This window comes from Exiguobacterium sp. s26 (assembly GCF_018618235.1).
GTDB lineage: Bacteria > Bacillota > Bacilli > Exiguobacteriales > Exiguobacteriaceae > Exiguobacterium > Exiguobacterium chiriqhucha.
Genome location: NZ_JACSLS010000006.1, coordinates 24,639 through 50,837 on the forward strand (window position 1 = coordinate 24,639; position 26,199 = coordinate 50,837).

At 52.5% G+C, this 26,199-nt stretch carries 25 protein-coding genes; 9 read left to right on the plus strand and 16 right to left on the minus strand.

Annotation, left to right across the window (positions count from 1 at the left end; genetic code table 11):
• The 4 genes from KNP82_RS10700 to KNP82_RS10715 form a co-directional block, all read right to left on the minus strand.
• The gene (locus KNP82_RS10700) at positions 1 to 627 is read right to left on the minus strand and encodes a YqeG family HAD IIIA-type phosphatase (protein ID WP_021066653.1); all 627 of its coding nucleotides are present in this window, start codon (positions 625 to 627) and stop codon (positions 1 to 3) included.
• 128 nt (positions 628 to 755) lie between these two features.
• The gene (locus tag KNP82_RS10705; RefSeq protein WP_214827971.1) at positions 756 to 1,538 is read right to left on the minus strand and encodes a phosphatidylserine decarboxylase; all 783 of its coding nucleotides are present in this window, start codon (positions 1,536 to 1,538) and stop codon (positions 756 to 758) included.
• On the minus strand, positions 1,535 to 1,954 hold the full coding sequence (locus KNP82_RS10710) for a thioredoxin family protein (protein ID WP_021066655.1): 420 nt from the start codon (positions 1,952 to 1,954) through the stop codon (positions 1,535 to 1,537). The genes KNP82_RS10705 and KNP82_RS10710 overlap by 4 nt, the downstream gene beginning before the upstream one ends.
• A gap of 66 nt (positions 1,955 to 2,020) precedes the next feature.
• Positions 2,021 to 2,215, minus strand: coding sequence for a YjzD family protein (locus tag KNP82_RS10715; protein ID WP_021066656.1), 195 nt, complete (start codon positions 2,213 to 2,215; stop codon positions 2,021 to 2,023).
• 164 nt (positions 2,216 to 2,379) lie between these two features.
• Between KNP82_RS10715 and KNP82_RS10720 the strand changes: the two genes are divergently transcribed.
• On the plus strand, positions 2,380 to 3,192 hold the full coding sequence (locus tag KNP82_RS10720) for a Cof-type HAD-IIB family hydrolase (RefSeq protein ID WP_029595940.1): 813 nt from the start codon (positions 2,380 to 2,382) through the stop codon (positions 3,190 to 3,192).
• Positions 3,193 to 3,248: 56 nt separating this feature from the next.
• Here KNP82_RS10720 and KNP82_RS10725 read toward each other — a convergent pair whose 3' ends face one another.
• From KNP82_RS10725 to KNP82_RS10775, 11 genes are all read right to left on the minus strand, one after another.
• Positions 3,249 to 3,920 carry a 5'-methylthioadenosine/S-adenosylhomocysteine nucleosidase family protein gene (locus KNP82_RS10725; protein WP_214827974.1) on the minus strand — a complete coding sequence of 224 codons (672 nt, stop codon included), beginning with the start codon at positions 3,918 to 3,920 and terminating at the stop codon, positions 3,249 to 3,251.
• Positions 3,921 to 3,994: 74 nt separating this feature from the next.
• Positions 3,995 to 4,843: a YitT family protein gene (locus tag KNP82_RS10730; protein ID WP_021066659.1), complete on the minus strand. Its 849-nt coding sequence runs from the start codon at positions 4,841 to 4,843 to the stop codon at positions 3,995 to 3,997.
• Positions 4,844 to 4,988: 145 nt separating this feature from the next.
• Entirely contained in the window at positions 4,989 to 7,286 is a 2,298-nt protein-coding gene (locus KNP82_RS10735; RefSeq protein ID WP_214827978.1) for a glycoside hydrolase family 65 protein, read from the minus strand.
• Between the two features lie 210 nt (positions 7,287 to 7,496).
• The gene (locus KNP82_RS10740) at positions 7,497 to 7,904 is read right to left on the minus strand and encodes a general stress protein (protein ID WP_029595943.1); all 408 of its coding nucleotides are present in this window, start codon (positions 7,902 to 7,904) and stop codon (positions 7,497 to 7,499) included.
• On the minus strand, positions 7,901 to 8,710 hold the full coding sequence (locus KNP82_RS10745; RefSeq protein ID WP_029595944.1) for a YsnF/AvaK domain-containing protein: 810 nt from the start codon (positions 8,708 to 8,710) through the stop codon (positions 7,901 to 7,903). Before KNP82_RS10745 ends, KNP82_RS10740 begins: the two co-directional genes overlap by 4 nt.
• 87 nt (positions 8,711 to 8,797) lie before the next feature.
• Positions 8,798 to 9,769, minus strand: a complete 972-nt coding sequence (locus tag KNP82_RS10750) for a YsnF/AvaK domain-containing protein (RefSeq protein WP_021066663.1) — start codon at positions 9,767 to 9,769, stop codon at positions 8,798 to 8,800.
• Between the two features lie 234 nt (positions 9,770 to 10,003).
• Positions 10,004 to 11,047: a LacI family DNA-binding transcriptional regulator gene (locus KNP82_RS10755; RefSeq protein ID WP_029595946.1), complete on the minus strand. Its 1,044-nt coding sequence runs from the start codon at positions 11,045 to 11,047 to the stop codon at positions 10,004 to 10,006.
• Positions 11,048 to 11,098: 51 nt separating this feature from the next.
• A complete protein-coding gene (locus KNP82_RS10760) occupies positions 11,099 to 12,610 on the minus strand; it encodes an alpha-amylase family glycosyl hydrolase (RefSeq protein ID WP_058763056.1) in 1,512 nt (503 codons plus the stop codon).
• Between the two features lie 23 nt (positions 12,611 to 12,633).
• Positions 12,634 to 13,467 (minus strand): sugar ABC transporter permease, encoded by an 834-nt coding sequence (locus KNP82_RS10765; protein ID WP_021066667.1) that lies wholly within the window; start codon positions 13,465 to 13,467, stop codon positions 12,634 to 12,636.
• Between the two features lies 1 nt (position 13,468).
• Entirely contained in the window at positions 13,469 to 14,824 is a 1,356-nt protein-coding gene (locus KNP82_RS10770) for a carbohydrate ABC transporter permease (RefSeq protein WP_021066668.1), read from the minus strand.
• Positions 14,825 to 14,929: 105 nt separating this feature from the next.
• Positions 14,930 to 16,195, minus strand: coding sequence for an extracellular solute-binding protein (locus KNP82_RS10775; protein ID WP_029595948.1), 1,266 nt, complete (start codon positions 16,193 to 16,195; stop codon positions 14,930 to 14,932).
• 371 nt (positions 16,196 to 16,566) lie between these two features.
• Here KNP82_RS10775 and KNP82_RS10780 point away from each other — a divergent pair, with 371 nt between their 5' ends.
• Together KNP82_RS10780 and KNP82_RS10785 are read left to right on the plus strand one after the other, a co-directional pair.
• On the plus strand, positions 16,567 to 18,351 hold the full coding sequence (locus tag KNP82_RS10780; protein WP_029595949.1) for a glycoside hydrolase family 13 protein: 1,785 nt from the start codon (positions 16,567 to 16,569) through the stop codon (positions 18,349 to 18,351).
• A 156-nt stretch (positions 18,352 to 18,507) separates the two neighbouring features.
• On the plus strand, positions 18,508 to 19,866 hold the full coding sequence (locus KNP82_RS10785) for an MATE family efflux transporter (protein ID WP_021066671.1): 1,359 nt from the start codon (positions 18,508 to 18,510) through the stop codon (positions 19,864 to 19,866).
• 46 nt (positions 19,867 to 19,912) lie between these two features.
• Here the strand turns inward: KNP82_RS10785 and KNP82_RS10790 are convergent, their stop codons facing one another.
• Positions 19,913 to 20,647, minus strand: a complete 735-nt coding sequence (locus tag KNP82_RS10790) for an enoyl-CoA hydratase/isomerase family protein (RefSeq protein WP_021066672.1) — start codon at positions 20,645 to 20,647, stop codon at positions 19,913 to 19,915.
• A 155-nt stretch (positions 20,648 to 20,802) separates the two neighbouring features.
• Here KNP82_RS10790 and ybaK point away from each other — a divergent pair, with 155 nt between their 5' ends.
• From ybaK to KNP82_RS10820, 6 genes are all read left to right on the plus strand, one after another.
• Positions 20,803 to 21,267, plus strand: coding sequence for a Cys-tRNA(Pro) deacylase (gene ybaK / locus KNP82_RS10795; protein WP_058763054.1), 465 nt, complete (start codon positions 20,803 to 20,805; stop codon positions 21,265 to 21,267).
• Between the two features lie 20 nt (positions 21,268 to 21,287).
• The gene (gene pssA / locus KNP82_RS10800; RefSeq protein WP_021066674.1) at positions 21,288 to 21,986 is read left to right on the plus strand and encodes a CDP-diacylglycerol--serine O-phosphatidyltransferase; all 699 of its coding nucleotides are present in this window, start codon (positions 21,288 to 21,290) and stop codon (positions 21,984 to 21,986) included.
• An 87-nt stretch (positions 21,987 to 22,073) separates the two neighbouring features.
• Positions 22,074 to 22,826 (plus strand): carotenoid biosynthesis protein, encoded by a 753-nt coding sequence (locus KNP82_RS10805; protein ID WP_021066675.1) that lies wholly within the window; start codon positions 22,074 to 22,076, stop codon positions 22,824 to 22,826.
• Positions 22,792 to 23,490 carry a lysophospholipid acyltransferase family protein gene (locus tag KNP82_RS10810; protein WP_214827981.1) on the plus strand — a complete coding sequence of 233 codons (699 nt, stop codon included), beginning with the start codon at positions 22,792 to 22,794 and terminating at the stop codon, positions 23,488 to 23,490. Before KNP82_RS10805 ends, KNP82_RS10810 begins: the two co-directional genes overlap by 35 nt.
• Complete coding sequence (locus tag KNP82_RS10815) at positions 23,487 to 24,554, plus strand: glycosyltransferase family 2 protein (RefSeq protein WP_029595952.1); 1,068 nt, start codon at positions 23,487 to 23,489, stop codon at positions 24,552 to 24,554. Before KNP82_RS10810 ends, KNP82_RS10815 begins: the two co-directional genes overlap by 4 nt.
• Before the next feature lie 14 nt (positions 24,555 to 24,568).
• Positions 24,569 to 26,035: a phytoene desaturase family protein gene (locus KNP82_RS10820; protein WP_058763052.1), complete on the plus strand. Its 1,467-nt coding sequence runs from the start codon at positions 24,569 to 24,571 to the stop codon at positions 26,033 to 26,035.
• Positions 26,036 to 26,199: the final 164 nt, after the last annotated feature.

A 26,199-nucleotide genomic window follows, 5' to 3' on the forward strand; every position in this document is an offset into this window, starting at 1 on the left:
TTATTCATCTTTTTTATGTGAATCTTCGGAACGTGAGTGCATCGCTTCACCGATTTTCTCAGCGACGGCCACTTTGGCGCGCTTCGCATCGACGGCGAGTTCCTCAACTTTTTTCGTGATCAACACGTACTTTCCGCGACGTTTCATATGGGCGAACACGACTTTTTCAAGCATGCGATTGAACTTCGTGACGAGTCCGTCCGTCTTGACGACCGGTTGCACGTGGATGACGTGAATCCCGGCCATGTTGGCACCGAGTACGTCCGTGAACAATTGATCGCCTAAGAAGATGGCTTCTTTCGTCGAATAGCCATATTTTGCGAGCGCCTGTTTGAATCCAGACGGTAACGGCTTTTTCGCACGTGCCACATAGTGAAGGCCGAGCGGTTCCGTGAACGTACGTACGCGGTTCTCGTTATTATTCGAGACGACGATGACATCGAGGCCGTGTGACTTCACTTTTTCAAGCCATAGCAAAAGAAGCTCTGGTGCGTGCGGGACGTCCCAGGCCACGAGTGTATTATCAAGGTCCGTCAAAATTACACGTACCCCACGGTCTTTCAATTCTTCAAGGTCAATGTCAAATACTGACGCGACGAACTGTTTCGGATAAAGTCGATTAAACACGGTTAAATTCCTCCAATTAGCTAAAGCGATTCAACTACTATACATGTAGTGATATCCCTTCTATGGTAAACGAAAACCGACCAAACGACTAGTGTATCGTTCGGTCGGCCTGAAAAAGTTTTAAAAAATCAACCGTTTTGCATCGTCCCGATGACTTCTCCGAGTCGAACCGGGCCGATTTTGGCTGGGTCGATGGTGACGCGGCTTTTCTCAAAACAAAGGATGACGGTCGAGCCGAATGAGAAATAACCGACCTCGTCGCCTTTGCCCGCGCGGTCGCCTTCAAGCGTCCATTCGATCGTATTGACGTTTAACGCCCCGACCATGATGTGCTCGTATACTCCAACGGCCGTCTCGAAGCGTGTGACGCGACGATAGTTGCGTGAGAGCGGACGAACCGTCTCCGTCAACCCGATGTCATTCACCGGTGCCGAACGGTCACCGAGTTCATAATGACTGAGCACCCGCCCGGCGAGCGGGACGTGGACGCGGTGATAGTCACGCGGGCTCAAATAAAGGACACAGACCGTACCGCTGGCGTAACGTCTTGCTTCTTGTTGCGATCCGAGCAGTTCGGCGAGCGTGTACGACTGACCCTTGACCTCGAAGCGGCTGTCGTCCGTAATATCGGCCACGATGGATAGTTTGCCGTCGCATGGTGAGACGACCGAGTTCGGGTTGGCGTCAATCGGCCGGACCCCGTCTTTCAAATGACGTGTGAAAAAGGCGTGCAGGCTCGGATAAGCCTCGATCGGTTCCGCCGCTTCATCAACGTTGATTTGATACGTTTTCGCAAACGACGGGATGAAGGCCCGGCTCGCTGACGATTCAGCGAAGGCACGGAGTCGCTTGGCAATGACCGGGGTCGCGTTCAATTCAAACAAAGTCTGATATAAGCGGCTTTTGATCACTGTGTGCCCTCCTCGTTTTTAAAGAACGTTTCATACTGTTGCTCAGAGACCGCTCCTTCAACACGTCCGACTTCTTTGCCATCTTGGAAACGAATCATCGTCGGTGTCCCGTTGATGCCATAAGTCGTCCAGACGTTGTGGTCGGCCAAGTTGATGGAGACGGCGTCATTCTCTTCGATGAGTGGCTCGACGTATGGTTTGACTTGCTCACAGTATTCGCAACCTGTCTGCCAGAAGTAGACGACGACTTCCTCTTCTTCTGAAATCTTCGTCTCGAGCTCGTCAGGTGTGACGGCGTTGACGCCCGTCTCCTCGTTCGCGTTGTTCAAGAAGAACAACAAGCCGAGACCGATGACGATGATGACTCCGATGATAGCGAACGTGATGAAGTTCGCCCGTTTGGCATTGTTTTTCATATTCGATTCCTCCTAATAATATAAAAAGAACTGACTCGGATATGAGCCAGCTTGGTTGTAGACGTCTTACTTCTCTTGTGCGACGTCGCTAATCCCCATATCTTGGTTAAGCGTGTCCAAGAGTACAATAAAGATCGTGATGACGACGCCAAAGAATGTCGCGAGCATCGCGTTGAACGTCACGCCATCGACAGCAGAAATGATAAAGATTGCTGTATTCGAAAGCAAGATCGCCCAGAACAATGTGACTAAGTAACGCATCGATAGTCCCCTCCATCTCACAGATGATTCATGAAAAATTCATACGTCCTTAGTATAGCATTGTTACCGTAAAATGTGCGACCTCGATTGTATATTCTTTCCGTCGAAACGGGAAATATGGTACGGTTTGAGAAATAAGCAACTCGTAGAAAAGAGGAAACCCTATGTCACGTTATTTAATCGCAGTCGATTTGGATGGAACGTTGTTGCGCGACGACAAGACGATCAGTGAGCGCAACGTGCGCGCGCTTCAAGCAGCCCGTGAGGCGGGTCATGAAGTGATGATCGCGACCGGTCGCCCACAACGCCACTCGATCATGTATTACGAAGAGCTCGGCTTGACGACACCGCTCATCAACTTCAACGGCGCGCTCGTCCATCACCCGAAAGATCCGTCATACGCAGTGACGCACCGGCCGATTCCCCTCAAGACGGCGCACGAGATTATCGAGGAAGTATCGGAAACGAAAGCGCACAACATCGTCGTCGAAGTGACCGACCACGTCTATTTCCATAAAGATCCGCAAGAGTTTTACAGCCCGTACGCCGAGCGCGCGCTCAGCGTCACGTCGGGCAACTTGCTCAAGCACTTGCAGGAAGAACCGACATCGCTCCTCATCCACGCGACGAAAGAGCACGTCGACAACGTCCGCGCTCGTTTGAATAAAGTCCACGCCGAGGCCGTCTTGAACCGCCAATGGCGCATGCCAGAGCACATGATCGAGGTCATGAGCCAGAACACGTCGAAAGCGCTCGGGTTGCGCGAAGTATCGAAACATCTCGGTATCAACCGCAAAAACATCATCGCGTTCGGCGACGAGGAAAACGACCTCGAGATGCTCGACTACGTCGGCACCGGCGTCGCGATGGGCAACGCCATCAGCCAGTTGAAAGCCGTCGCGGATGAAGTGACCGCTTCGAATATGGAAGACGGCATCGCCATCTACCTCGAAGAAAAACTTGGCATCAAAGCATAATCCACACACCGACTGTTCATGCAGTCGGTGTTTTTTGCGTTCGATTCTAACTATGGTCAAATAAAGCGCCACAAATAGTCGTCAAAAATCTTGGTCATCACTTTCGGGGTGTTCGCGATGTACACGTTGATTTGTCCCACGTTCGATTCATACGGATCCGCGTCACGTTCATCCGTCGGGAAGTCTGAGATTCCTTTGATGACGATGCATTCGACGTCATTTTTCTTGCAGATATACGCGATGGCGCCTGCTTCCGTATCCGCGATGGTGATGTCGTGTCCTTTCAGTTCCAGGTAGTCGTTCCACATCACGACCGCTCGATCGGCCGTCGCAATGGTACCCGTCAAAAAATCGTCCCCGTAGTTCGCTAGTTCAATGTCGACGATGAACGATTGCTTGATCAGCGGCTCTACTTCTTTGACCGTGCAATCGTATTGAACAGCGCGATGAGGGATGAGGATATCCAACTGGTTGAACGTATCGTCGATTCCGGCGCACGTGCCAGCCACAATCACTTTCGTTAAATTGAAGCGAGACATCATATATTGATTAGCACCGACCCCGTTCGCTTTCCGCACACCGGTGCTGTAGAAAACGAGTTCGACATCATTAAGCGCCCTCTTGAAATACTCGCCATAGGGATAACTGAACCGCTCATCCACTTTGACGTCATAATGCTCCAATGTCGCTTCATATTCCCACTTCGTCGCAATACTGACTCCAATCATCACACGTCCCCCTCACACTCGTTTTATCTCTACCTATACAATAACCCCCGCTGAGCGTTCAGCGGGGGTTTATTTTAGCGTCGGAACGCACCTTCGACATCTTCAGTCGGGACCATATTGATGAAGACGCTTGGATCGGCGTCTTTACAGATGCGTGTGATTTCACGCACTTCGTGTCGTTGAGCGACCATCATGAGCGTCGCTTTCTCGACTTTCGAGTATGTGCCGATCGCCGGCATGAGCGTGATGCCGCGGAAGACGTGCTGGTGCAACTCCTTCGTCACTTCGTCCGGATGACTCGTGACGATGAAGAGCGTCTGGCGCTGCGTATTCGTATAAATCTCATCGATGACTTTCGACGTCACATATAAGAAGACGATCGTATAAAGCGCGGTCTGCCAACCGAACAACGCACCGGCCCAAAGCGCGATCATCATGTTCATGAGGAACAGATAGACGCCGACCGAGTTGTTCGTGAACTTCGCTAAGATCAGGGCGACGATATCGAATCCGCCGGTCGAGGCACCGAAACGAATCGTAATCCCCGAACCGATGGCGAGCAAAACCCCACCGAACACAGCGTTCAAAAGCGGGTCGTCCGAAATGATTGACGACTGCGGAAGCACGCGAATGAACACGGTGACTGCCGCGACGCTGATCAATGTATGAATCATCATGTTCTTGCCGAGCATGAAATAACTGACGATCAACAGCGGTACGTTCAAGACGAAGAACCAAATCCCTTCCCCGAGCTCAAACGGTGTCCCCGCAAACAGTTGCGTAAAAATTTGGGCGAGCCCCGTAAATCCGGTCGAGTATACCCCCGCCGGGATTAAAAATAATGTCATGGATAATGCAACGAACACTCCCCCGATAATCGAAACGATTCCGATGCGAGCGTGTTCTTTAACGGCTTCCGTCAAGTTTTGTCTCCCCTTTCAAAAATGGCTAAGAATCAAGATAACATAGTTTTCTAGTGCTGCCTACCATAAAAATAATGGGATGTGTCCACGCTCTTCATAAAAAAACAAGCCGGCCGAGGCCGACTTGTTGAGCTGATGCGTTTGGTCACGCTTTCACCGTCTCGATTGTCACGGTATCGTTTGCCGGGACCGTGACGATGTTTCCGTATACGCGGATGGACACGTCCGTGCCACCTGTCTGTTTGATCGTCACTTGTTCACGCGTCGACGTGACCGTCAAATGATGACCGCGCCAGAGCATGTTGAACGAGTACCCGTTCCAGCCCTTAGGAATCATCGGGCTGAATGTGAGCTCCGACTCAAGGGCGCGCATACCTGCGAAACCGTGAACGATCGACATCCATGAGCCGACCATCGACGTGATGTGAAGCCCGTCTTCCGTATCGTTGTTATAGTTATCGAGATCGAGTCGTGCCGAACGTTGGTACAACTCGACCGCCTTGTCTTCATAGCCGACTTCGGCTGCGATAATCGAGTAGACGCAAGGCGACAAGCTCGACTCATGGACCGTACGCGGCTCATAGAAGTCGAAGTTGGCCCGCTTCTGTTCGACCGTGAAGCGATCGCTGAACGTATACAGTCCTTGGAGCACGTCCGCCTGCTTGATGAAGTTCGAGCGGAGGATACGGTCCCACGACCAGTTTTGATTGAGCGGCAAATGTTTCGGATCGAGGTCTTTCACCAAAATCTGTTCTTTATCCATGAAGCCGTCCTGTTGCATGAACACGTCTGGGACGAGGTCATCTTTCGGGTAGTACATCTTCGTTTGAATATCGTTCCACTTCGCGAGTTCTTTGTCTGAAAGACCGAGCGTCGCGACAAGTTCTTCAAGGCGCGCCGGCTCTGCTTCTTTCAAATAGTTGTACACTTCTTGCGTGTACTCGAGCGTCCAAGCGGCAATCAAGTTCGTATACCAGTTGTTGTTGACGTTGTTGTCGTATTCGTTCGGACCTGTGACGCCTAGAATCATATACACGTCTTTGTGCGGGACAAAGTTGACGCGGCTCGCCCAGTAACGCGAGATCTCGACCAATACTTCAAGTCCGTATTGACCTAGGTATGACTTGTCGCCCGTGAAGTTCGTATAGTTGAAGATGGCGTGGGCGATCGCACCGTTCCGGTGAATCTCTTCATGCGTGATTTCCCACTCGTTGTGGCACTCTTCGCCGTTCATCGTCACCATCGGATAGAGGGCGCCTTCCATGCCGACGTTCTTGACCGAGTTCTCTTTTGCTTGCGGCAATTGGTTGTGACGATATTTGAGCAAGTTCCACGATACTTCCGGTTTCGTCGTCGCCAAGTAGAAGTGGAGGCAATACGCTTCCGTGTCCCAGTATGTGGCGCCGCCGTATTTCTCGCCGGTGAACCCTTTCGGTCCGATGTTGAGGCGCGAGTCCTCGCCCGTATACGTCTGATACATGTTGAAAATGTTGAAGCGGATACCTTGCTGCGCTTCAGCGTCGCCGTCGATGCGGACGTCCGCGTCTTCCCAACGAGCGAGCCATGCTTCCGTCTGCTCGGCGAGAAGCGTTTCGAAGCCTTTTTCGAACGCCATCTCGACACGTTGCATCCCTTCCGATTGTAACGCCTCGACTTCATAATCACGGTTCGTGACGACCGAGACGTACTTGTACGCCGTCGCCGTCTCACCAGCTGGTGCCGTGACCGTGAACTTGTTGGCGACGTAAAGGTCCGTCGCTTCGAGCACTTCGCAACGTGCCCCCTCGACGTCAGCAATCATCGATGCCGTGACGTGCCAGTCGAGCTTCTTCGTTTTCGTTGTCACGAAACCGAAACGCTCTTCGACGCCGTGTTCGACCGGCAACCAGAACTTCTCATCGTAGTTCGAGTCTTCGTTGACGACATCGCCGTCCAAGAAAGGTGTGAATTCGACTTTCGCTTCGTAGTTGACCGGAGTGACGTTGTAACGGATCGCCAAAATCTCTTTGTCGACGATTGAGAAGAACCGGACGACTTCGACGTTCGTCTCTTCCGTCCCGTTCACGAGCGTGAACGTCCGCGTCAAGACACCGCGCTGCATATCAAGTTCACGCGTAAAGTCTTTCACTTCCCACTTCGCCAAGTCGACCGGAGTCCCGTTGATGGCGACACGAAGCCCAACGACGTTCGTCGCGTTCAATACTTTTGCGAAGTATTCCGGATAACCGTTCTTCCACCAACCGACACGTGTCTTATCTGGGTAATAAACACCGGCCACGTAAAAGCCTTGATGTGTATCGTTTGAATACTCTTCTTCAAAGTTGCCACGCATCCCCATATGTCCATTCCCGAGCGAGGTAATTGATTCCGCCAGGCGATTTTCTTCCGGATGTAGGCCTTTTTCCGTTACTTTCCATTCGTCGACTGCAAACAATCGTTTCATCTGTCTGCCACTCCTTTTTCTCTACAAGGCTACTCGTCATTAGACAATCGAATCATGCAACCGTTTGTCTATGAAAGCGCTGTATTTCAATCTCACCTCTCATTTTACACGACTTGCACGAGAATGCAATCGTTTGCATAAACTTTTTTCTTACTTTTTGGAACAAACAAAAAACCTACCACCTTTTCAAGAAGGCAGTAGGTGCTCTAGTCACTTGTCTTGGTCGCGCCCGAACGCTGCGTTCGCTTCGTGCCCTTCGAACGCCGGGTTGTTTCCGTCATTGAACCCCGTGTCCGGTTCATCGAGAATCAAGGCGTAGCCTCCGTTTAAAATATCGCCATACGCGCGGTTGACGTCGTCGTCAGCGAGACCGAGGTCGAGCAACGCCCGCTTCACTTCCTGTTCGCCTTCGGCCACACCCGCGAACTTTTGCATCCAGTTCGCGCTCGCTGCTTCCACTTTTGCGTCGGTGTTCCGTTTGACGAGCGAGACGTCATCTTTGTCTCTCGCGACGACATATAAGTCGCTCTCCTCATAGCCTTCCTCGATCAGTTGATCGATTTTGGCGACGAGGGCCGCTTCGTCTTGGTATGTGTCTACAAATCGACGTTTGCTCATCGTGTCTCATCCTTTCGGGTTGTCTGGTCATGAATCGTGACGTCGGCCTGGCCGACCTCGGTCACTTCAATTTCTTCTTTACGGAGCGTCTCCGTCATGGTTTTCACGTCTTCGGTCACTTGTTTCCGGACGATAATCTCTTCGACGACGACAGGACGTTTGACGATGAACGCCCGTTCCTCGATGACTTGAATCCGGAGATGGTCCCCTTCGTCAATCGTGCGAATGCCGGGCTGATTAAAGTCATAGTCCTCGAGCACGTCTTCTGACCCTGGTGTCCGCTCCACATGAACCTGTTCCCTGCGGACCGGGACTTCAATCTCTTGAACTGTCTCCGCGACGTGTCGATTGATGACGACCTCGCCCGTTTGAACGGCTTGTTTCTCGACGGTCAAGCGTTCCTCGTGCAAGGCAAGCGTCTGTTCTTCCGTCTCCGGTTCTGATTTCATTTTCGGGCGGCCGGCCTCAAGCGATTGGTCGCCACGGTCGGCATCGACGTACAAGAAGAGTCGTCCCTGCTCGACTTCCTGAGCGAAGCGATCCTGTTGCTCCTTCGTGAGCCGCATGCTACCAAGCCAGCGTTCAATCGGTCGCTCGCTCGATGTGACGAGTGAGGCGACCGTACCCGGTTCGTCGGTGACGAGCACATATAACTTCGACTGGCGTCGGACCGCGTCCGCGGCGTCGGCTCGTTTGACGAGGACGTACATGTCCTCTTCGGCGTATCCTTCTCGTTTCAAATCGACCGTTCGATTGAGCAGCGCCTCCGGCTGGTCAAATACTTCAGAGATAATCGCATGTTTCATGGCATTGATTCCTCCTATGGTTACTTGGCGAAAAAAAGGATGGTCCCTCAGAGAGAGCCATCCTTGTCGAGGTACTTGGTCAATCGATTACAGGCGGTCACGCTCGTCGCGACGTTTGCGATCGAGATCATGATCGCGATGGCGAAGGTCGTCTTCCCCTTCGATATGCGCTTCTTCTTTACGCAACGTCTCACGTACCGTTTCCGTATCTTTGACTTTCTCTTTGCCGACGATGATTTCTTCGGCAACGACATCTTTCTTCGTCACATCGACACGTTCTTCCGTGACCGGTACGCGAATCTCATCGCGGTCAGTCGTCGCATCGAACGAATGCCCCGTCGCTTCACGGTCCCCATCGACACGGCGACGTTCGACATACACTTCATCGTGCTCGACTTCGACATCGACGCGTTCTTCGCGTTCGACCACATCTTTCTCGACGCGAACTTCACCAGTCTGCACACGTTCCTTGTTCACAAGGAGACGCTCTTCGTGCAACTCGAGTTTCTGTTCGTCCGTCAAGTCCGTACGGTTACGGATGTCCTCATCCATATCGTTGAAGCGGTTCGAGTTGACGCCTGCACCTGTTGCACCGATGCCGGCACCGGTTACGCCAGTCCCTGTTCCGAAGTCACGCGCGGTCATATTGCCCGCTTCGTTACCTTCTGATCCGTAACCAGCTGATGTGCGGCCGCCTTCGAACGTATCGTTACGTCCGTCGTCAAACACGCCGTCATTCTTGTCGAGCAAGAGGACCATGCCGCCGTTTTCGATATCTTGGTGATGACGCGCCGTCTCTTCTTCTGAGAAGCCGAGTTTATCGAACGTGTGACGTACTTCGTCTCCGCCGTCTGCTACTCCGAAGAAACGATCGAGCCATGACGCTTTCGTTTCTTTTACTTCTGCATCCGTTTCGCCGCGAACCATCGAAAGGTTCGACTTATCTTTCACAACGACGTACAGATCGTCTTCGCGATGCCCTTGGGCGCGAAGCTCATCAATTTTTGACACAAGCTCTGACTCCTGATAGTAAGTGCCTACATAACGTTTGTTATCCATGATTGTATCTCCCTTTCAAATTCTTTATTTTTTTGGTTATTGGCTGGGCGGATTCGTAATGATCTGCCATTCGGCCGGTAATGTAGATGTTCCCTTGCAATTCCGTTTCATGCATTTCTTTCACGATTGTAATCTATTTGTAACGATATGACTTTTGACCGATTGATTCCGCTTCTATTATATGCATCCGGATTGAACATAAAAAACCTCCCGCATGAAACGGAAGGTTTGACCTCATTCAACGATTTCAGTTTTCTTTTTCTGACCACATGACTGACGAACGACCAAATAATGCGGAACGATGACGCGTTTCCCGTAAGGTGGCGCGCTGTCTCCAATCTGTTCAATCAGACAGTTCGTTGCCTCGAAACCGAGGCCGAAGATGTTGATTTCGACCGAAGTGAGCGGCGGATTCGAATGTTCGGCGATGAAGACGTTGTTGAAACTGACGACGGCGACGTCCTCAGGTATCTTAAGCCCCATCTCACTGAGCGTGCTGATGACGCCGAGCGCCATCATATCGTCACTGACGACGACGGCTGTCGGTGGTTCCTCTAACTGGAGCAACTCCCGCACGGCTTTGGCCCCGCCCTTCGTCATGAACTCGGCACGAGCGATATAGTCTTCCCGAACCGGGATGCCCGCCTCCATCAACGCTGTCGCGTACCCGTTGCGACGATCTTGTGTGACGGCGAGTTTATCGGATCCCCCGATAAAGGCGATGCAACGATGGCCGAGGTTGTATAAGTGTTTCGTTACTTCACGCCCGGCCAAATAGTTGTCCGTGTCGACGTACGTAATCGAGGAGGCATCTCCAAACGGCTTCCCGACGACGACGAACGGGAATTTTGTCTGACGTAAGTATTGAACGACTTTGTCGTCTTCACGTGAGTACAAGACGATGACGCCGTCAACGCGACGGCCTTGGACCATCTCGATGACCCCCGACAAGACCTCTTCTTCGGTCACGCCCGTCGTCATGTAAAGCGAGTAACCGTTTTGGTGGGCTTTCGTACTGATTCCACGCAATACTTCAGGGAAGAATGGATTTTGAAGCGTTTTCGTCGCTGCGCTCGGCATGACGAGACCAATCGACTGTGTCGAGCGGTTGGCGAGACTTCGCGCGTGAATGTTCGGATGGTACCCGAGTTCTTCCATCGAACTGCGTACACGCTCTTTCGTTTTCTGACTGATACGTGGACTGTTGGCGATGACGCGAGACACGGTCGACGGTGCGACATTGGCGTGTTTGGCGACATCTTTGATCGTGATTTGCATGATGCTCCCCCTTGCTTCCGTTAATTCATAGTTCCCTATCACAGGGTATCGTCAGCTCGCGCTCTTGCGACGCTTCCACATGACCAATCCAGTCAAGAAAATCGGGATGGCGATGACAAGTAGACCGATCGTCCACATGTTCACTTCCGATTCTTCGACGATGTAGGCGTTCGCGCTTTCTCCTGCGAGCTTGATGGTGAACGTGCCACGTTTGTCGGTGACAAGTTGTGAGAACAAGAGACCACGAAGGCGTGTATCTTCTCCGACTTCGCTTACCTCGAATTCAATCTCTCGGTCCTCGGCGTTCATATTGATAGCGTACAAAGCGACATCGTCGCCGTCACGACGCTCGAACACGGCCATGCCGTCTTTCGAGGCGATCATGCGTTGTTCGCCGGTCGCGAAGACGGGATATTCCTCTCGCATCCGGTTCATCATCGTGACGTATTCATGGAGCTCTTCATTTCCAGGGAAATCGGTCATGGCCCGGTTCGCCGGATCGGCTCCGCCCTTTTGTGCGTTCTCCGTCCCTTGGAAGACGATCGGCATGCCTGGAGACGCATAAAGGGCGAACAATCCGAGGCGTAGGCGACGCTCGGCCGACTCGGCCCCGCCGAGTTCCGCGACGTGCATGAATCGTTCTACGTCGTGGTTATCGAGGAACGTCGCCATTTGGTTCGGGTCGTTGAAGAACGTCTCGGCGTAGCTGGCGGCCACGTCGATTTCGTCTACACTCGCCGACTTTTGCGTCATCGTCTTCGAGACGCGGTCGTAAAACGTGAAGTTCGTGATGCTGTTGAAGCCTAGGTCATCATATTCCGCGACGTACTGTGGATCTGGGTCGAACACTTCGGCCAACAGATAAAAGTCGGGGTCGACGGCCCGGACCGCTTTAACGAAGTCTTCCCAAAACGGTTTGTCGACGTGACGCACCGTATCGAGACGATAGCCGTCAATGCCGGTCTCTTCAATCCAATACGTGGCCGCCTCGAGTAAGTAGTCTTTCACTTCCGGATCTTCCGTTTTGAAGTCCGGCAAGTCGAACAGCCAGTGCGTCTCGACTTGTTCTTGATCGTTCCAAAGCACGATCGGCAACTCGTCATGGAACCAGTCCGGTCGTTCTTCGACCCATGGATGTTTCGGACCGACGTGGTTGACGACGAAGTCGAGGATGACTTTCATGTCCCGTTTATGGGCCTCGTCAACGAGTTCTTGCAAATCTTCTTTCGTCCCAAATTGGGGATCGATGTTATAAAAGTCTTTAATCCAATATCCGTGATAGCCGTCCGGCATGTTTTCAAACACCGGTGTCAGCCAGACCGACGTGAACCCGAGCGACTCGATATAATCGAGCTTTTCAATCACGCCGCGGATATCGCCCCCGTGAAAGGCTTTCGGGTCATCTTTGTCGACCTGCGCGTTGTTGTCCGGATTCCCGTCAACAAACCGGTCGACCATGATAAAGTACATGCGTTCCTGTTCCCATGATGCTGCTTCTTTCGCTCCGACGATTGTTGGAAACAAAAGAAGCGACAGAAGAACGAGCACGACGCCTCGCCTCATATCGCTTCCCCCTTAAGTGAGTATTATCCTTTCGTACCACCGGCAGTGAGACCCGAGACGAAGTAGCGTTGGAACATGAAGAACAAGAGGACGATTGGGAGGGCCGAAAGGACGGCGCCTGCCGCGAACAACGTGAAGTTGTTGTCGAACTGTCGAGAGATCATGTTGTAAAGACCAACCGCGAGCGTCTGTTTCTCTGGTGAACGAAGGACGAGCGATGCCAAGATGAAGTCGTTGAACGGGCCCATGAAGTTGAACAAGGCGATCGTTGCGACGATTGGCTTCGCGAGCGGCAAAATGATTTGCCAGAAGATACGAAGGTGACCGGCACCATCCATCCGAGCAGCTTCATCGAGCTCTTTCGGAATCGTATCGAAATAACCTTTTGCCAAGTACGTGTTCATCGGGATTGCGCCTCCGGCATACAGCAAAATAAGGGCTGTGTGCGTATCAAGAAGGTTGAGCATGTTCAAGAGCACGTAGATGGCGATGATGGCAACGAATTGCGGGACCATCTGTAAGACGAGGAACATGACGAGCGAGTTCTTCCGTCCCACGAAACGGTAACGCGAGAAGACATAACCTGTAATCGTTACCAAAACGACTGAGAGCAACATTGTGATGACTGCAATTTTTAATGTGTTCACATACCATAAACTATAATCCGAAATAGATAGATCGAACAAGTTTTTATAGTGAATAAATGTCGGGTTCGACGGAATGATGGTCGATGTGATCGTACGACCCGGGTTGAATGACGTCCCGACCACCCAAAGCATTGGATAGAGAATGATGATCGACGCAAGCGTCAAGATGACATAAGAGAACGCCAAATTGATTCGTTTTTGTTTTTTCATATCAGATCATATCCTCGTCTTTGAAAGATTTTGTCCGACGGAACTGGATGACGGCAAGTGTCATGATGAAGAATGACAAGATGAGCGTAATCGCAGCCGCAAGTCCGTATTGCGGGTTGGCTCCGAGCGACAATTTGTAAATCCATGAAATCAAGATATCGGTACCACCGGCAGTTTGGCCCGGAACAGCCGGTCCACCACCGTTAAAGAGATAGATGATGTTGAAGTTGTTGAAGTTGAACGTGAACTGCGTGATGAGAATCGGTGCTGTTGCGAACAAGAGCATCGGTAATGTGATTAAACGGAACTTATCAAAGATGGTCGCACCGTCAATCGTCGCCGCTTCATATAAGTCACCCGGGATGGATTGAAGCACCCCAGTCATGAGCGTCATGATGAACGGGAAGCCGAGCCACCATTGAATCAAGATGAGCGCACTGCGTGTCGCCGTCGGATCGGTCATCCAGTTGATCGGATCAAGTCCGAACGCCGGAAGAATCGTCGTATTGAATACCCCGAACGATTCGTTGAACATCGAACGGAAAATCAAGATCGTGATGAACGCCGGTACGGCCCATGACAAAATCAAGATTGAGCGGAACAAGCGACGGAAACGAAGACCTTCTTGGTTCAAGAGGACTGCAAGGAAGATCCCGATGGCGATGACACCGACCGTCGAAGCGACTGTCCAGACGAGCGTCCAACCAAGAACGCCGACGAACGTGTCACGGAAAATATCAATTTCAAAGATTCGTGTGAAGTTCTCAAATCCGACCCATTCCACGAGTTTCGCCGGTGGTGCGTTGTTGTAGCGATAGTTCGTGAAGGCGATCAAGAATGTGAAAATCAATGGAAGAATAACGGTGAAGACGAGCAAGATGAGCGACGGAATTAACATCAGGTATGGGAATCCGTGGTCACGCAAGTTGCGAAGTTGCACTTGGAACGTTGCAACGTTTAGGTGCTGATCACGAATGCGACCGACTCGGTAAGCGTCACGAATGTTCCAGACGTAGAACGCGATTCCGAAGAAAAGTAAGATCAATGCGACAATACCTTCTACCATCAAGAAGATGGAATGGTCGTTACGAGGTCCTGCCACTTCGCCAAGCGTGATCAATCCCCAAAGGCCGCCACGGTCGCCAGGTCCAGCGCCTGCTCCTTTGAAAAAGAGATCGTAGTTTACTGCAAAATAAGACATGATGACAATAAAGAAAGCGATTGCTTTCGCTTTTTGGTTGTTATAAAATTGACCGGCTCCCGGAATGATCGAGAGTAATGCAGCGTTCCGAGCATGATTGGTCGGTTGTTTGTCCGGACGTTGATCCGGCGTTTTCGGGTTCGCAATTGAAGCCATCCTCAATTTCTCCTTTCAATTTGAGCAAATCAATCGAGCAAGCGTTTGCTCAATTCTAGAAAATGAGGGGGAACGCCAGTCGGCGTACCCCATCATCTCTTGTCCTTATTGGTTGTTCGCTTGGATTTGTTGCTCGATGACTTTAACAGCATCGTCAGCTGATTTTTGTGCATCTTGCTTGCCAGTTGCTACGAGCTGAAGTGCTTGTGCCATTGGCTCCCAAACTTGTCCCATTTCAGGAATGTTAGGCATTGGGATTGCGTTCGTCGCTTGATCGAATACCGCTTTCGCAACTTCGTTCGACGTGATTGTCTCATTCGACTCGAGTGCTGCTACTGGTGGAATCTCGTTGTACGCTTCGAACATTTTCAATGCGTTCTCTTCGTTCGTGAGTTCTGCGAGGAACATTTCAGCCCACTCTTGGTTTTCTGTGTAAGCAGAAAGTGCGTATGTCTTCACGCCCATGAACGTCTTGATTGGCTCACCGTTTGGAAGTGTCGGCAATGCAGACGCTCCAAGGTTGACGCCAGCATCTTGGTAACCAGCTACGGCCCATGGTCCGTTCATGACTGTGTGTGCTTTCTTCTCAGTGAAGAGTTGGTCCATCGCTTGGCCACCAGACTCGCCGATCAACCCTTTAGGGAAGAGGCCTTCTTGGTACCATTTGCCGATGTAGTCGAAGCCTTCAACTGCGCCTTCGTTGTTCAAACCGATGTCGGTTGGGTCGAGCGCGCCGCCGTCTTCTTTGAAGACGTAACCGCCGAAGCCAGCCACTACACCGTGAGCGAAGTAGAAGTTATCCCAAAGACCGAGGAAGCCGTACTCACCTTTGTCTTTAAGATCTGTAGACAACTTGTACAAGTCGTCCATTGAAGTAGGAGCTTCTGATACCAAATCCTTGTTGTACATGAGGACTGGTGTTTCAACTGATTTCGGATAGCCGTAAGCTTGTCCGTCGAACATGACAGCCGATTTCGAAGCGTCTGTGAACGCTTCAAGTGCGCCTTCATCCGTAAGTGGAGCCAAGTGACCTTGGTCAGCGATTGTTCCGATTTGGTCGTGTGGTACGAGAACGATATCAGGACCTTTACCAGCTGGGCCATCAAGCGCCAACTTGTCTTTTTGATCCGTCATTTGGACTTCAACGACTTCAACTGCGACGCCGTGTTCTTCTTCAAACGCCTTCGCAACTTCTTTCGTCGTTTCCGACTTTTCAATATCTTCCCAAATTACGATTTTTTCTGGCTTGTTCTCGCTAGTAGAACCGCCTTCGTTAGTAGAACCGTTGTCCGTACCGCCACCACATGCAGCAAGTGCACCGAAAGCGAATACTGCCGTTGAAAGTCCTGCTACCATTTTTTTCATCTTCATGATGAAAAACCTCCCCAAGGAATAGTATGGTCAGATTTGCGCAATCGCACTGGCCTACTGATTTTAAACAACTCCGCTACAGAATCAGTAGGTTAGTGAAAACGTTTGCATCCTCACCTCAATTTTTATTATACAGTTGTGTAAGCGTTTTACAAGACTTTTTTTTAGGAATTTTTCCTGCTGTTGTCCCATTTATCTCTTTTTGAACTTTTTGTGGGTGTTTTTCTTATGAAACAAGGAATCGAACGATTGACAAAATGTAAACGCTTTATTACCCTTTGCTTGAGCAAACGTTTTCACAACTGATGTTTCTTTTCTGAACAGACAGTGTAAAATGGTAACAACCCTAAGAGAGAAAGGAACGATTTCATTTGATTAAAGAAGCTATCTATCATCGCGCCATGTCCCCTTTCGTGTACAAGTACGACCGAGAAACGATACATATTCGATTCCATACGAAAAGAAATGATATCCAATCTGTTGACTTAATTTGGAATGACCCATATGACTGGCATTCGGAAGACCCGGCCATGTGGAACTTCGATCCGGACAAGCCGAGCTTCTGGCGCACGTTCGAGACACCGATGGAAAAGATCGGACACGACGACCAATACGACTATTGGTTCATCGCCATCAAGCCGCCATTCCGCCGGCTCCGTTACGGCTTCCGTCTCCATGACGGCAATGAGACGGCCGTCTATACGGAAAAAGGTTGGTTCGAAGATAAACCGCTCGATGACACGGGCTACTATTTCTGCGTCCCATTCATCAACCCGGTCGACATCTTCCATGCCCCGTCGTGGGTGAAAGATACGGTCTGGTATCAAATCTTCCCGGACCGGTTCGCGAACGGTGACTCGTCACTCGACCCGGAAGGCACGCTCCCGTGGAACAGCACCGAGCCGACAATCACGAACTTCTTCGGCGGCGACTTCCAAGGGATCATCGATCATATCGACCACATCGTCGACCTCGGCATTACCGGCATCTACTTCTGCCCGATCTTCAAGGCGACGACGAACCATAAATACGATACGCTCGATTATATGGAAATCGATCCTCAGTTCGGAACGAAGGAACAGTTCAAACAACTCGTCGACCTTCTGCACGAGAACGGGATTAAAGTCATGCTCGACGCGGTCTTCAACCACGTCGGGTACAATCACCCGTGGTTCCTCGACGTCGTCGAGAACGGACCGCAGTCGGAGTACCGGGACTGGTTCTACCTTCGTGACTTCCCGATCGAGACGACACCGAAGCCGAACTACGATACGTTCGCGTTCGAGAAGAACATGCCGAAAATCAATACGGAGCACCCGGCGCTAAAAGCTTATCTATTAGAAGTCGCGCGCTATTGGGTCGAGGAGTTCGGCATCGACGGCTGGCGTTTGGACGTCGCCAACGAAGTCGATCATGCGTTCTGGCGCGACTTCCGGAAAGCCGTGAAACAAGCGAACCCAGAAGCGTACATCCTCGGTGAGATTTGGCATGACGCGCAGCCGTGGCTTCAAGGCGATCAGTTCGATGCGGTTATGAACTACCCGTTCACGAACGCGAGCCTCAACTATTTCGCGCTCGACCGTACGTCCGCTTCCGAGTTCCGGGATGAATTGACGCGCGTCGAGATGATGAACACGACGAACGTGAACGAAGTGACGTTCAACTTGATCGATTCGCACGACACGCCGCGTGCCCTTACACGAGCGAAAGGACATAAAGGAAAGTTCAAGTTGCTCATGACGTCGATGCTCACGTACACGGGCAGCCCATGTATCTATTACGGGGATGAAATCGGTCTCGAGGGTGAACAAGACCCGGGCTGCCGTCGTTGCATGCCGTGGGATGAGACGCAGGAAGACCGGGAGCTGTTCCGCTATATCCAAAAATTGATTCGACTTCGCAAAGAGCACCCGGTGCTTGCTAACGCCGGGTCGTATCGCTTCAACCTCGTCGATAACGAGTCGAACGCACTCATCATTGAGCGTTGCACGAAAGACGAGACATATTTGATATACTTCAATAACTCAGAGACGGTATCGAAGCTGAACCCACTCTGGCATACGGGAAGCGCTTACGATTTGCTTCACGACCGCGATGTAGACTCACTTGAAGTCGAACTCGCACCGTTCAGCGCCACGATTTTGAAAATGAAATAAATTCGGTTTTGCACCCGTTTCGGCGGGTGTTTTTTTTGTTGAAAATAATTTGCTAAATCCCTTTCTTTTTCATATCAAAAGGAGTAACATGACCCTTGTGATTTTGACAACGTAAATATTTCATAGAGAGAATTGTAGAAACAAGGGAGAATACACATGCCGAACAAAAACACCGAACAGCTCAGTTTATTTAAAATATCGTGGCCAATCTTCATCGAGCTCGCGCTCCATATGGGGACCGGGATTATCGCCACGCTCATGTTGGCCCATTACTCAGATGCCGCCGCTTCTGCCGTCGGCGTCGCCAACCAAATTTTGAACGTCTTCTTAATCGTCTTCAGCGTGACGTCGGTCGGCGCGACCATCTTGATCGGTCAAGCCATCGGCGCCAATCGGATGAAGAAGAGCCGCGACTTCGCCCGTTCTGCCGTCAGCTTGAACATGTGGCTCGGCGTGATCATGGTCGCCGTCGTGTTCTTGTTCGGTGAGACGTTCCTCCGCCTGTTCGGTCTATCGGATGAGCTATTCGACCACGGTCTCTTGTTTTTACAAATCGTCGGGTTGTCGCTCTTCACCGAGGCGCTCATCATGGCGCTCAGTTCCGTCCTCCGGAGTCACGGGATGACGAAACATGCGATGCTCGCGACGCTTCTCATCGATATCATCACGGCCATCGGAGCCATGATTGCCGTCATGGGTTGGTTCGGCCTCCCGGTGACAGGTGTCGCCGGTGTCGCCTGGGCCATCGTCATCGCCCGTTTCTCGGCGATGGTACTCTTGTTCTGGATCGTCAAGAAGCGACTCATGCTCCGCTTCCCGCTCAAAGAATTGATTAAGCCGCAACGCGATGATATCCGTGCCTTGCTCCAAATCGGGGTACCATCGGCTGGAGAGAACTTGTCGTATCAGTTCTCACAAATCATCATCACCGGTTTCATCGCCACGATGGGTGAGGCGTCCCTCGCCGCCCGCGTCTATGTCATGAACCTGTCGATGCTCGCCTTCTTGTTCACGGTCGCCGTCGCGCAAGGGACGCAGCTGTTGATTGCCCGTGACATCGGCGGGAAACGGTTTAAAGAGGCGTATACCCGCGCCGTCAAGACGTTGAAGCTCGCCATGTTCGCATCACTCGTGGCCTCACTCGGACTCGCCGTCTTCGGTAAGTCGTTGCTCGGCCTGTTCACGTCGAACCCGGACATCATCGCCGTCGGCGTACCGATTTTATGGGCGACGCTCATCCTGGAGCCAGGTCGTGCCATGAACATCGTCTTGATGGGCTCGCTCAAGTCGGTCGGCGACGTTCGCTTCCCGGTCATGATTGGAATCGCCTCGATGTGGGGCGTCGCCGTCGTCTTCAGTTATTTGTTCGGTCTCCAGATGGGGCTCGGCGTCCTCGGGATTTGGCTCGCCTTCTCACTCGACGAGTGGTTCCGCGGTTTCTTCGCCTTCCGGCGCTGGAAATACGGGACGTGGCAACAAAAAGGCTTCCAGTTCGAACCGAAGCCAACTTCATAACCAATCAAAAAGAAGCGGTCGCTGTGACCGCTTCTTTTTTTATCGATTATCGATTTAAGAACGCCTGCATCGCCTGGCGATGAACGTCCGTCTGCCCACATTTCCGTTGCCAGATAATCTCTTGCTCGAGCCCGTCCTCGAACGAATCGGCTCGGAACAACGCCTTCATGCCTTGCACCGCTGTCGGTGACTTGGCTGCGAGCGTCTCGGCGTATGTCGTCAACCGCTCCAAGTACGCCTCATCCTCGACGAGCTCCGTAACGAGACCGAACGTCTCGGCCTGTTTGGCGTCAATCGTGCTGCCGCTCCACATCCAAGCGAGCGCGAGATCTGGCCGCATCAAGCGTCGCAAATGGTACGGTCCCCCCGCGTCGGCGACGAGACCGATTTTGATGAACGCCGAACTGAACTTCGTCGACCTTGCGACGAGCCGGACGTCCGCGGCGAGCGCCAGACTGAGACCCGCCCCCGCGACGACCCCATGAATGCCGGCAATGATTGGTTTCGGACAGTCGGCAAGCGCCCGCACGAGTGGATGATACACCTCTTCTAAATACACTCCATAGTCGGCGTCACTCTCAATCGTCAAGTCCTGTCCCGATGAGAAGGCACGTCCTTGCCCGACGAGCACGATGACGTGGACGGCCTCATCCGCCACGAGCTGCTCCATCGCTTCCCTCGCCTCGCGAAGCAACGTCTCATTTAATGCGTTCAATTTTTCCGGCCGGTCCCATTTCAGCCAGCCGACCCCGTTCCGCTGTTCCAGTTGAATCGTTTCCATCCTAATTTCCCCCTTCATGATAAAATGAATCACTATTCATTTCTCTATCATGGATTCTGTTTCCTTCTTGTCATGAAAACTTTCCGAGTTCGATTGCCCGACGCTACCACTATTTGCTATTCTTAAAAGAGTCGTTCAACGAAAGGGTGGGACCGATGCAACTGACAAACGCCGCAAGACAACTGAAACAACGGAACGTCCCGTTCACGTATCACACATATGAAGTGGACGAGTCCGACGTCTCGGCCAAGCATGTCGCCGCATCACTCGGTAAACCGCTCGACCAACTGTATAAAACGATTTGTCTCGAGAACGAGCAACGCCGATTCGCCTTCTTTTTGATTTCAGGAGAGCTCGATATCGACTTAAAAGCGGCCGCAAAAGCCTGGGGCGCCAAAAAGGCGTCGCCCGTACCGGTGAAGGAACTCGAGGCACTGACCGGGTACATCCGGGGCGGGGTCTCGCCGATTGGTGCGAAGAAACGATTCCCTGTGTTTCTTCACGACAGCGCCAAACAAAAAGACACGATTATCATCTCGGCCGGAAAACGCGGCTATCAACTCGAACTCGCTCCGGCTGACTTGCTCGGATTCACGGACGGTCGCTGGTTCACTCAATAACAAAGATGGAGGCAATACCTATGTGGAAAGAACGAATCCGCTCGTGGATTCCTAACTCATTTACGTTCGGCAACTTGTTCTGTGGCGTCTTGGCCATCGTCTATGCGGCGCGCGGCGACTTTTCGAACGCGACGTTACTGATTATCATCGCCATGATGCTCGATAGTCTCGACGGACGGCTGGCCCGTATGCTCGGAGTGGCCGGTGACTTCGGGAAAGAACTCGACTCGCTCGCCGATGTCGTCACGTTCGGGGTCGCCCCGGCGTTACTCGCCTACTACACGTTCTTTATCGATTACGGCAATTACGGCCTCTTCTTCGCCGCCCTATTCCCGCTGTTCGGCGCCTACCGCTTGGCCCGCTTCAACTTATCGGCGACGAACGTCACGGCCAGCTACTTCTCAGGCGTCCCGATCACCGCGGCCGGCGGACTGCTCGCCGTCGTGACGACGTTCGGGGACCAGATTAATGAACTGCTCACCCCAATCTTTTTCACGGGTCTCGCCCTGCTCATGGTCAGCCGCGTGCGTATCCCGAGTTTCAAAGATGTGCCGCTCCCGCGCCATTCGTTCATCATCACAGTCAGTCTCATCTACTTGACGTACATGATTTTCGCCCGGTGGAAAGAATGGCCGTCGTTCTGGTTCATCGCCGTCACATTCTACGTCTTATTCATCGCCTTCTCGTTCGTCAAGAAACGAAAACGGATGGCGAATTGATGGGTCCCTCTCGAGGGGCTCTTTTTTTGCATGCATTTATTAGACGGATGTCACAAACCTCTCTAGAATGGTAATAGAGGTGATGAAATGAAAGTGTATCCATGGATTTGGAAATGGTTTTTAGTTTGGTATGTCATCGGGGTCGTCCTCGTTGGCTTTGATTTGTTGCCGAGTTGGCTCGAATGGGCAAACCCGGTATTCTTATGGCTCGCTGGGGCCATCGGTGGTTGGGTGATCGCGGACGGCGTCCGCCACGCCCGCTGGATTGTCCCGTTCATCTTCTTCGGCTCAATCGCTGTCGAGACGCTCGGTGTCAAAACCGGGTTCCCGTTCAGCGAGTATATCTACGCCGAGGCGTTCGGTCCGACCGTGTTCGGTGTACCGGTCACAATCGGTGCAGCCTGGCTCGCCGTCATCGGCTCGAGTTTTGCCGTCGCCCGCTTGTTCTCGTTCAAGAACCGCACGCTCTGGCTCGTCCCATTCCTCGCTGTTTGGCTCGACATGGCAATCGATCCGGTCGCCGCGAACGTGAAAGGCTATTGGGAATGGGCCAATGACGGTTTGTATTATGATATCCCGACGCAAAACTTCGTCGGCTGGTTCGGACTGTCGCTCATTTTCTCTTGGTTACTCGACCGGTTTGAAGTCGAGGCGGAACCGATGTTGCTCGGGCACGGCCGTTATTTGTTCGTCATGCTTCACGCCTTGTTCGGAGTCACGGCCGTCAACGCCGGTCTCTACGGGATCGGTGTCCTCAGCCTCGTGACCGCCGCAGGTCTCATCTTGATAGAACGGAGGAGCCGTCATGATCGAAGCGAGCAAAAAGAAATGGTTCAATAACCTGTTCTCGACGTTCGTCAAAGAGCGTCAAATCCGTCCGTTTTTCCATACGATTCACGTCCGGGCCGATGACGTGCCGACACCTGGATTGTTTTTGAGCACACACAGCTCGTGGTGGGACGGGATGATTCTGCTCATGTTGAACGAATATTATTTGCGTCACGACGTCCACGTCTTGATGGATGAGGATGGACTGCGCCGCTTCCCGTTCTTCCGCCACTTAGGTGCGTTCTCCATCAAAAAAGGCAAACTATCGGACGTGCGCGCCTCGCTCGACTATGCTAATCGGCTGTTACTCGCTGGCAAGTCCGTCTGGGTGTTCCCGCAAGGACGTGAGTATCCACAGGAGCATCGCCCGCTCGAGATCGGTTCCGGTGCAACGATGCTGATTCACAATCCAGAAGTCCAGTTGTGCGCCATCTATTATACGTTCGCGTCCCACGCCGCCCCGCTCGTCTATGTGCGGTTCCGCAACCATACGGTCGTCTCTAAGACGCGACGTGACCAAAAACAAGAGCTCGCCAAAGCACTTGAGCGACTATATGACGATACGCGCGACGACGTGATCGCACAATCCGACCGCTATATCGAGCTGTTCCCTCCGAAGCGCAGCTTGGCGGATTGGACAGAGCACGTGCTCCAACTCGGAAGAGGCCGCTCATGATTCTGTTCGTCATCACGTCCCTGATGCTCGTCTTCACGCTGGTGAACTTGCTATTCCTCCGGCCGCTCACCGCTCCGGCCCCTGTCCCTTCGACCGCGATTTGCATCCCGCTTCGGAACGAGGAGCGGAACGTGCCGAAACTCGTCACAAGTTTGAAGGCAGCCTTGACGGATGAATGTCACGTTTATTTGTATGAGGACCGGTCCGAGGACGGTACATATGAGGCGCTCGTTCAAGCGATTGCGGGCGATTCCCGCTTCACCATCTTCCGTGGGGTGCCGCTCCCGGAAGGCTGGGCCGGTAAAGTCCATGCATGCCATCAGTTGGCGACCCGGACGACCGAGCCGTATGTATTGTTCCTCGATGCCGACGTGACGATCGACCCGACGTTCATCGGTCGACTTCACGGCACACTCGCCCGCGAAGGAGCGGTCTTCTTGTCGGGCTTCCCCCGTTTCCCGACACCGACTTGGCTCGGGAAACTGTTGATTCCGATGCAGCACGTCTTAATCGCCCAGCATTTGCCCCTGTTTTGGCGAAAAGTCCGTCATCCTGCCTTCGCCGCGGCCAACGGGATGAACGTCCTCGTCGAGCGGGCGAGCTACGAGGATGTCGGAGGGCACGCCTCGATTCATGATTCATTGATTGACGACATCGATCTCTGCCGCGAGTTCAAACGTCGGAAAAAGATCACGTCGCTCGTCAACGTCTCGCCGTATATCACGTGTGACATGTATGCGACGAATGAAGAAGTCTGGAATGGGTTTTCAAAGAACGTATTCAAGGGAATGAATGAAGCAGTGGGCATCGCCCTTTATTTCTTTCTCTACTACGGCATCCAGCTGTCTGCTTTCATCGTCTTTCTCGTCCGCATGGACTGGATTTCATTCTTGGCATGCGCGTTCGTTTTGCTCGCGCGCCTCGCCATCGATGTCAAATCGGGTGGCCGCCAGTTTTGGCTCCACCCGTTCAGTCTCATCGCCTACTTGCTCCTCTTGTCGAGCGCGGTCGTGCGCAAATGGCGACGGAAGCCGATTTCATGGAAAGGCCGGACGTATCAATAATTAGGAGGCATACTATGAAACATATCGCCATTATCGGGGCCGGTCTCGGCGGCTTGAGTGCCGCCGTCACCTTGGCCGCCCGCGGTTACGACGTGACCGTCATTGAAAAGAACGAGCATGTCGGTGGGAAGCTCATGCCGATTATCACCGATGGACACCGCTTCGACTTCGGACCGAATACGATTACGATGCCGGACGTGTTCCGCTCCGTCATCCGCAACAGCGGCGCCAACCCGGATGACTATTTTGAGCTCGTCAAACTCGAGTCGCACACGGTCAACCACTTCTCCGACGGTTCGACGTTCACATTCGATTCGGACCGCGAAAAAATGGAAGCTGAGGTGCGCCGTCTGACCGGCGACAAAGCCGATAAAAATCAATTGGCCGCTTACTTAGACGAGGCGGAAAAACTGTTCGAGATTGCCAATCACCGCTTCTTCACGCGGATGGACTCGAAAATCGATACCGGTCTTTGGGCCGACATGATGAAAGTGCATCCGCTCAAGAGCCTGCATGCGCTCCATAAAAAGTACTTCAAGGACCCTCGCATCATCCAAGCACTCGACCGGTATGCGACGTATATCGGCAGCAGCCCCTACGTCACACCAGGCACGTTCGCGCTCATCTCGCATCTCGAGCTGAATGACGGCGTCTATTTCGCCAAAGGTGGGAACTGGACGATCGCGAAAGGCTTCGCGAAACGGGCGAGCGAGCTCGGCGTCGAGTTCCGGCTCGGCCATGAGGTGACGAAAATCGAAGTGACGAACGGGAAGGCCCATGCGGTCGTCATCGACCACGAAGAGGTCATGTCTTGCGATGCCGTCCTTCTGAACGGGGAACTGCTCACGCAATATCCGCGTCTCGTCGACGCGATGGACCGTCCCTCGTTCCCGGTACCGACACGCGACACGATCGAGCCATCGGTGTCCGCTTTCGTCATCATGATCGGCTTGAACAAACGATTGAATCTCGCCCATCACAACGTCTATTTCTCAGACGACTACGAGGCCGAGTTCCGGGCCTTGTTTGAAGAGGAACGCTATGCCGATGAGCCGACGATCTATATCTCGAACTCGGCCCATACCGACCCGTCAATGGGAGAAGCCGGCGATAACTTGTTCATCCTCGTCAATGCGCCGGCCCATATGACCGATATCGATGCCGAGACGTATGAGCATTTGATTCGTCGACGGCTCCGCACGTTCGGTGTCGATTGGGAAGACAGCGATGTCTTGTTCCATCGCCGCGTCACTCCACTCGATTTGACCCGTGATTTTTACGCCTACTACGGAGCGCTTTACGGGACGTCGGCCAACTCGAAAAAAGGAGCGTTTTTCCGTCCGTCGGCCCGTTCCGAAGACGTCTCAAACATCTGGTTTGCGGGCGGTTCGACCCACCCTGGTGGCGGTAGCCCGATGGTGACGCTTTCAGGACAATTCGCGGCCCGATCGATGTTAGAGGACATACCTCTGACAATTTGAACATTTTGTGAACAGAGGATTCGACACTTGTCGACACGGGACAGACGTGATAATATCATATTCGAGTTCAAGCAGTTTTGTAACGTTAGTTACACCTGTAGCGATCGAATGGCTTCCCCGAGCCTATCGCGTTTTGAACTTGTCACACCCGAGAAAAAAGTGAT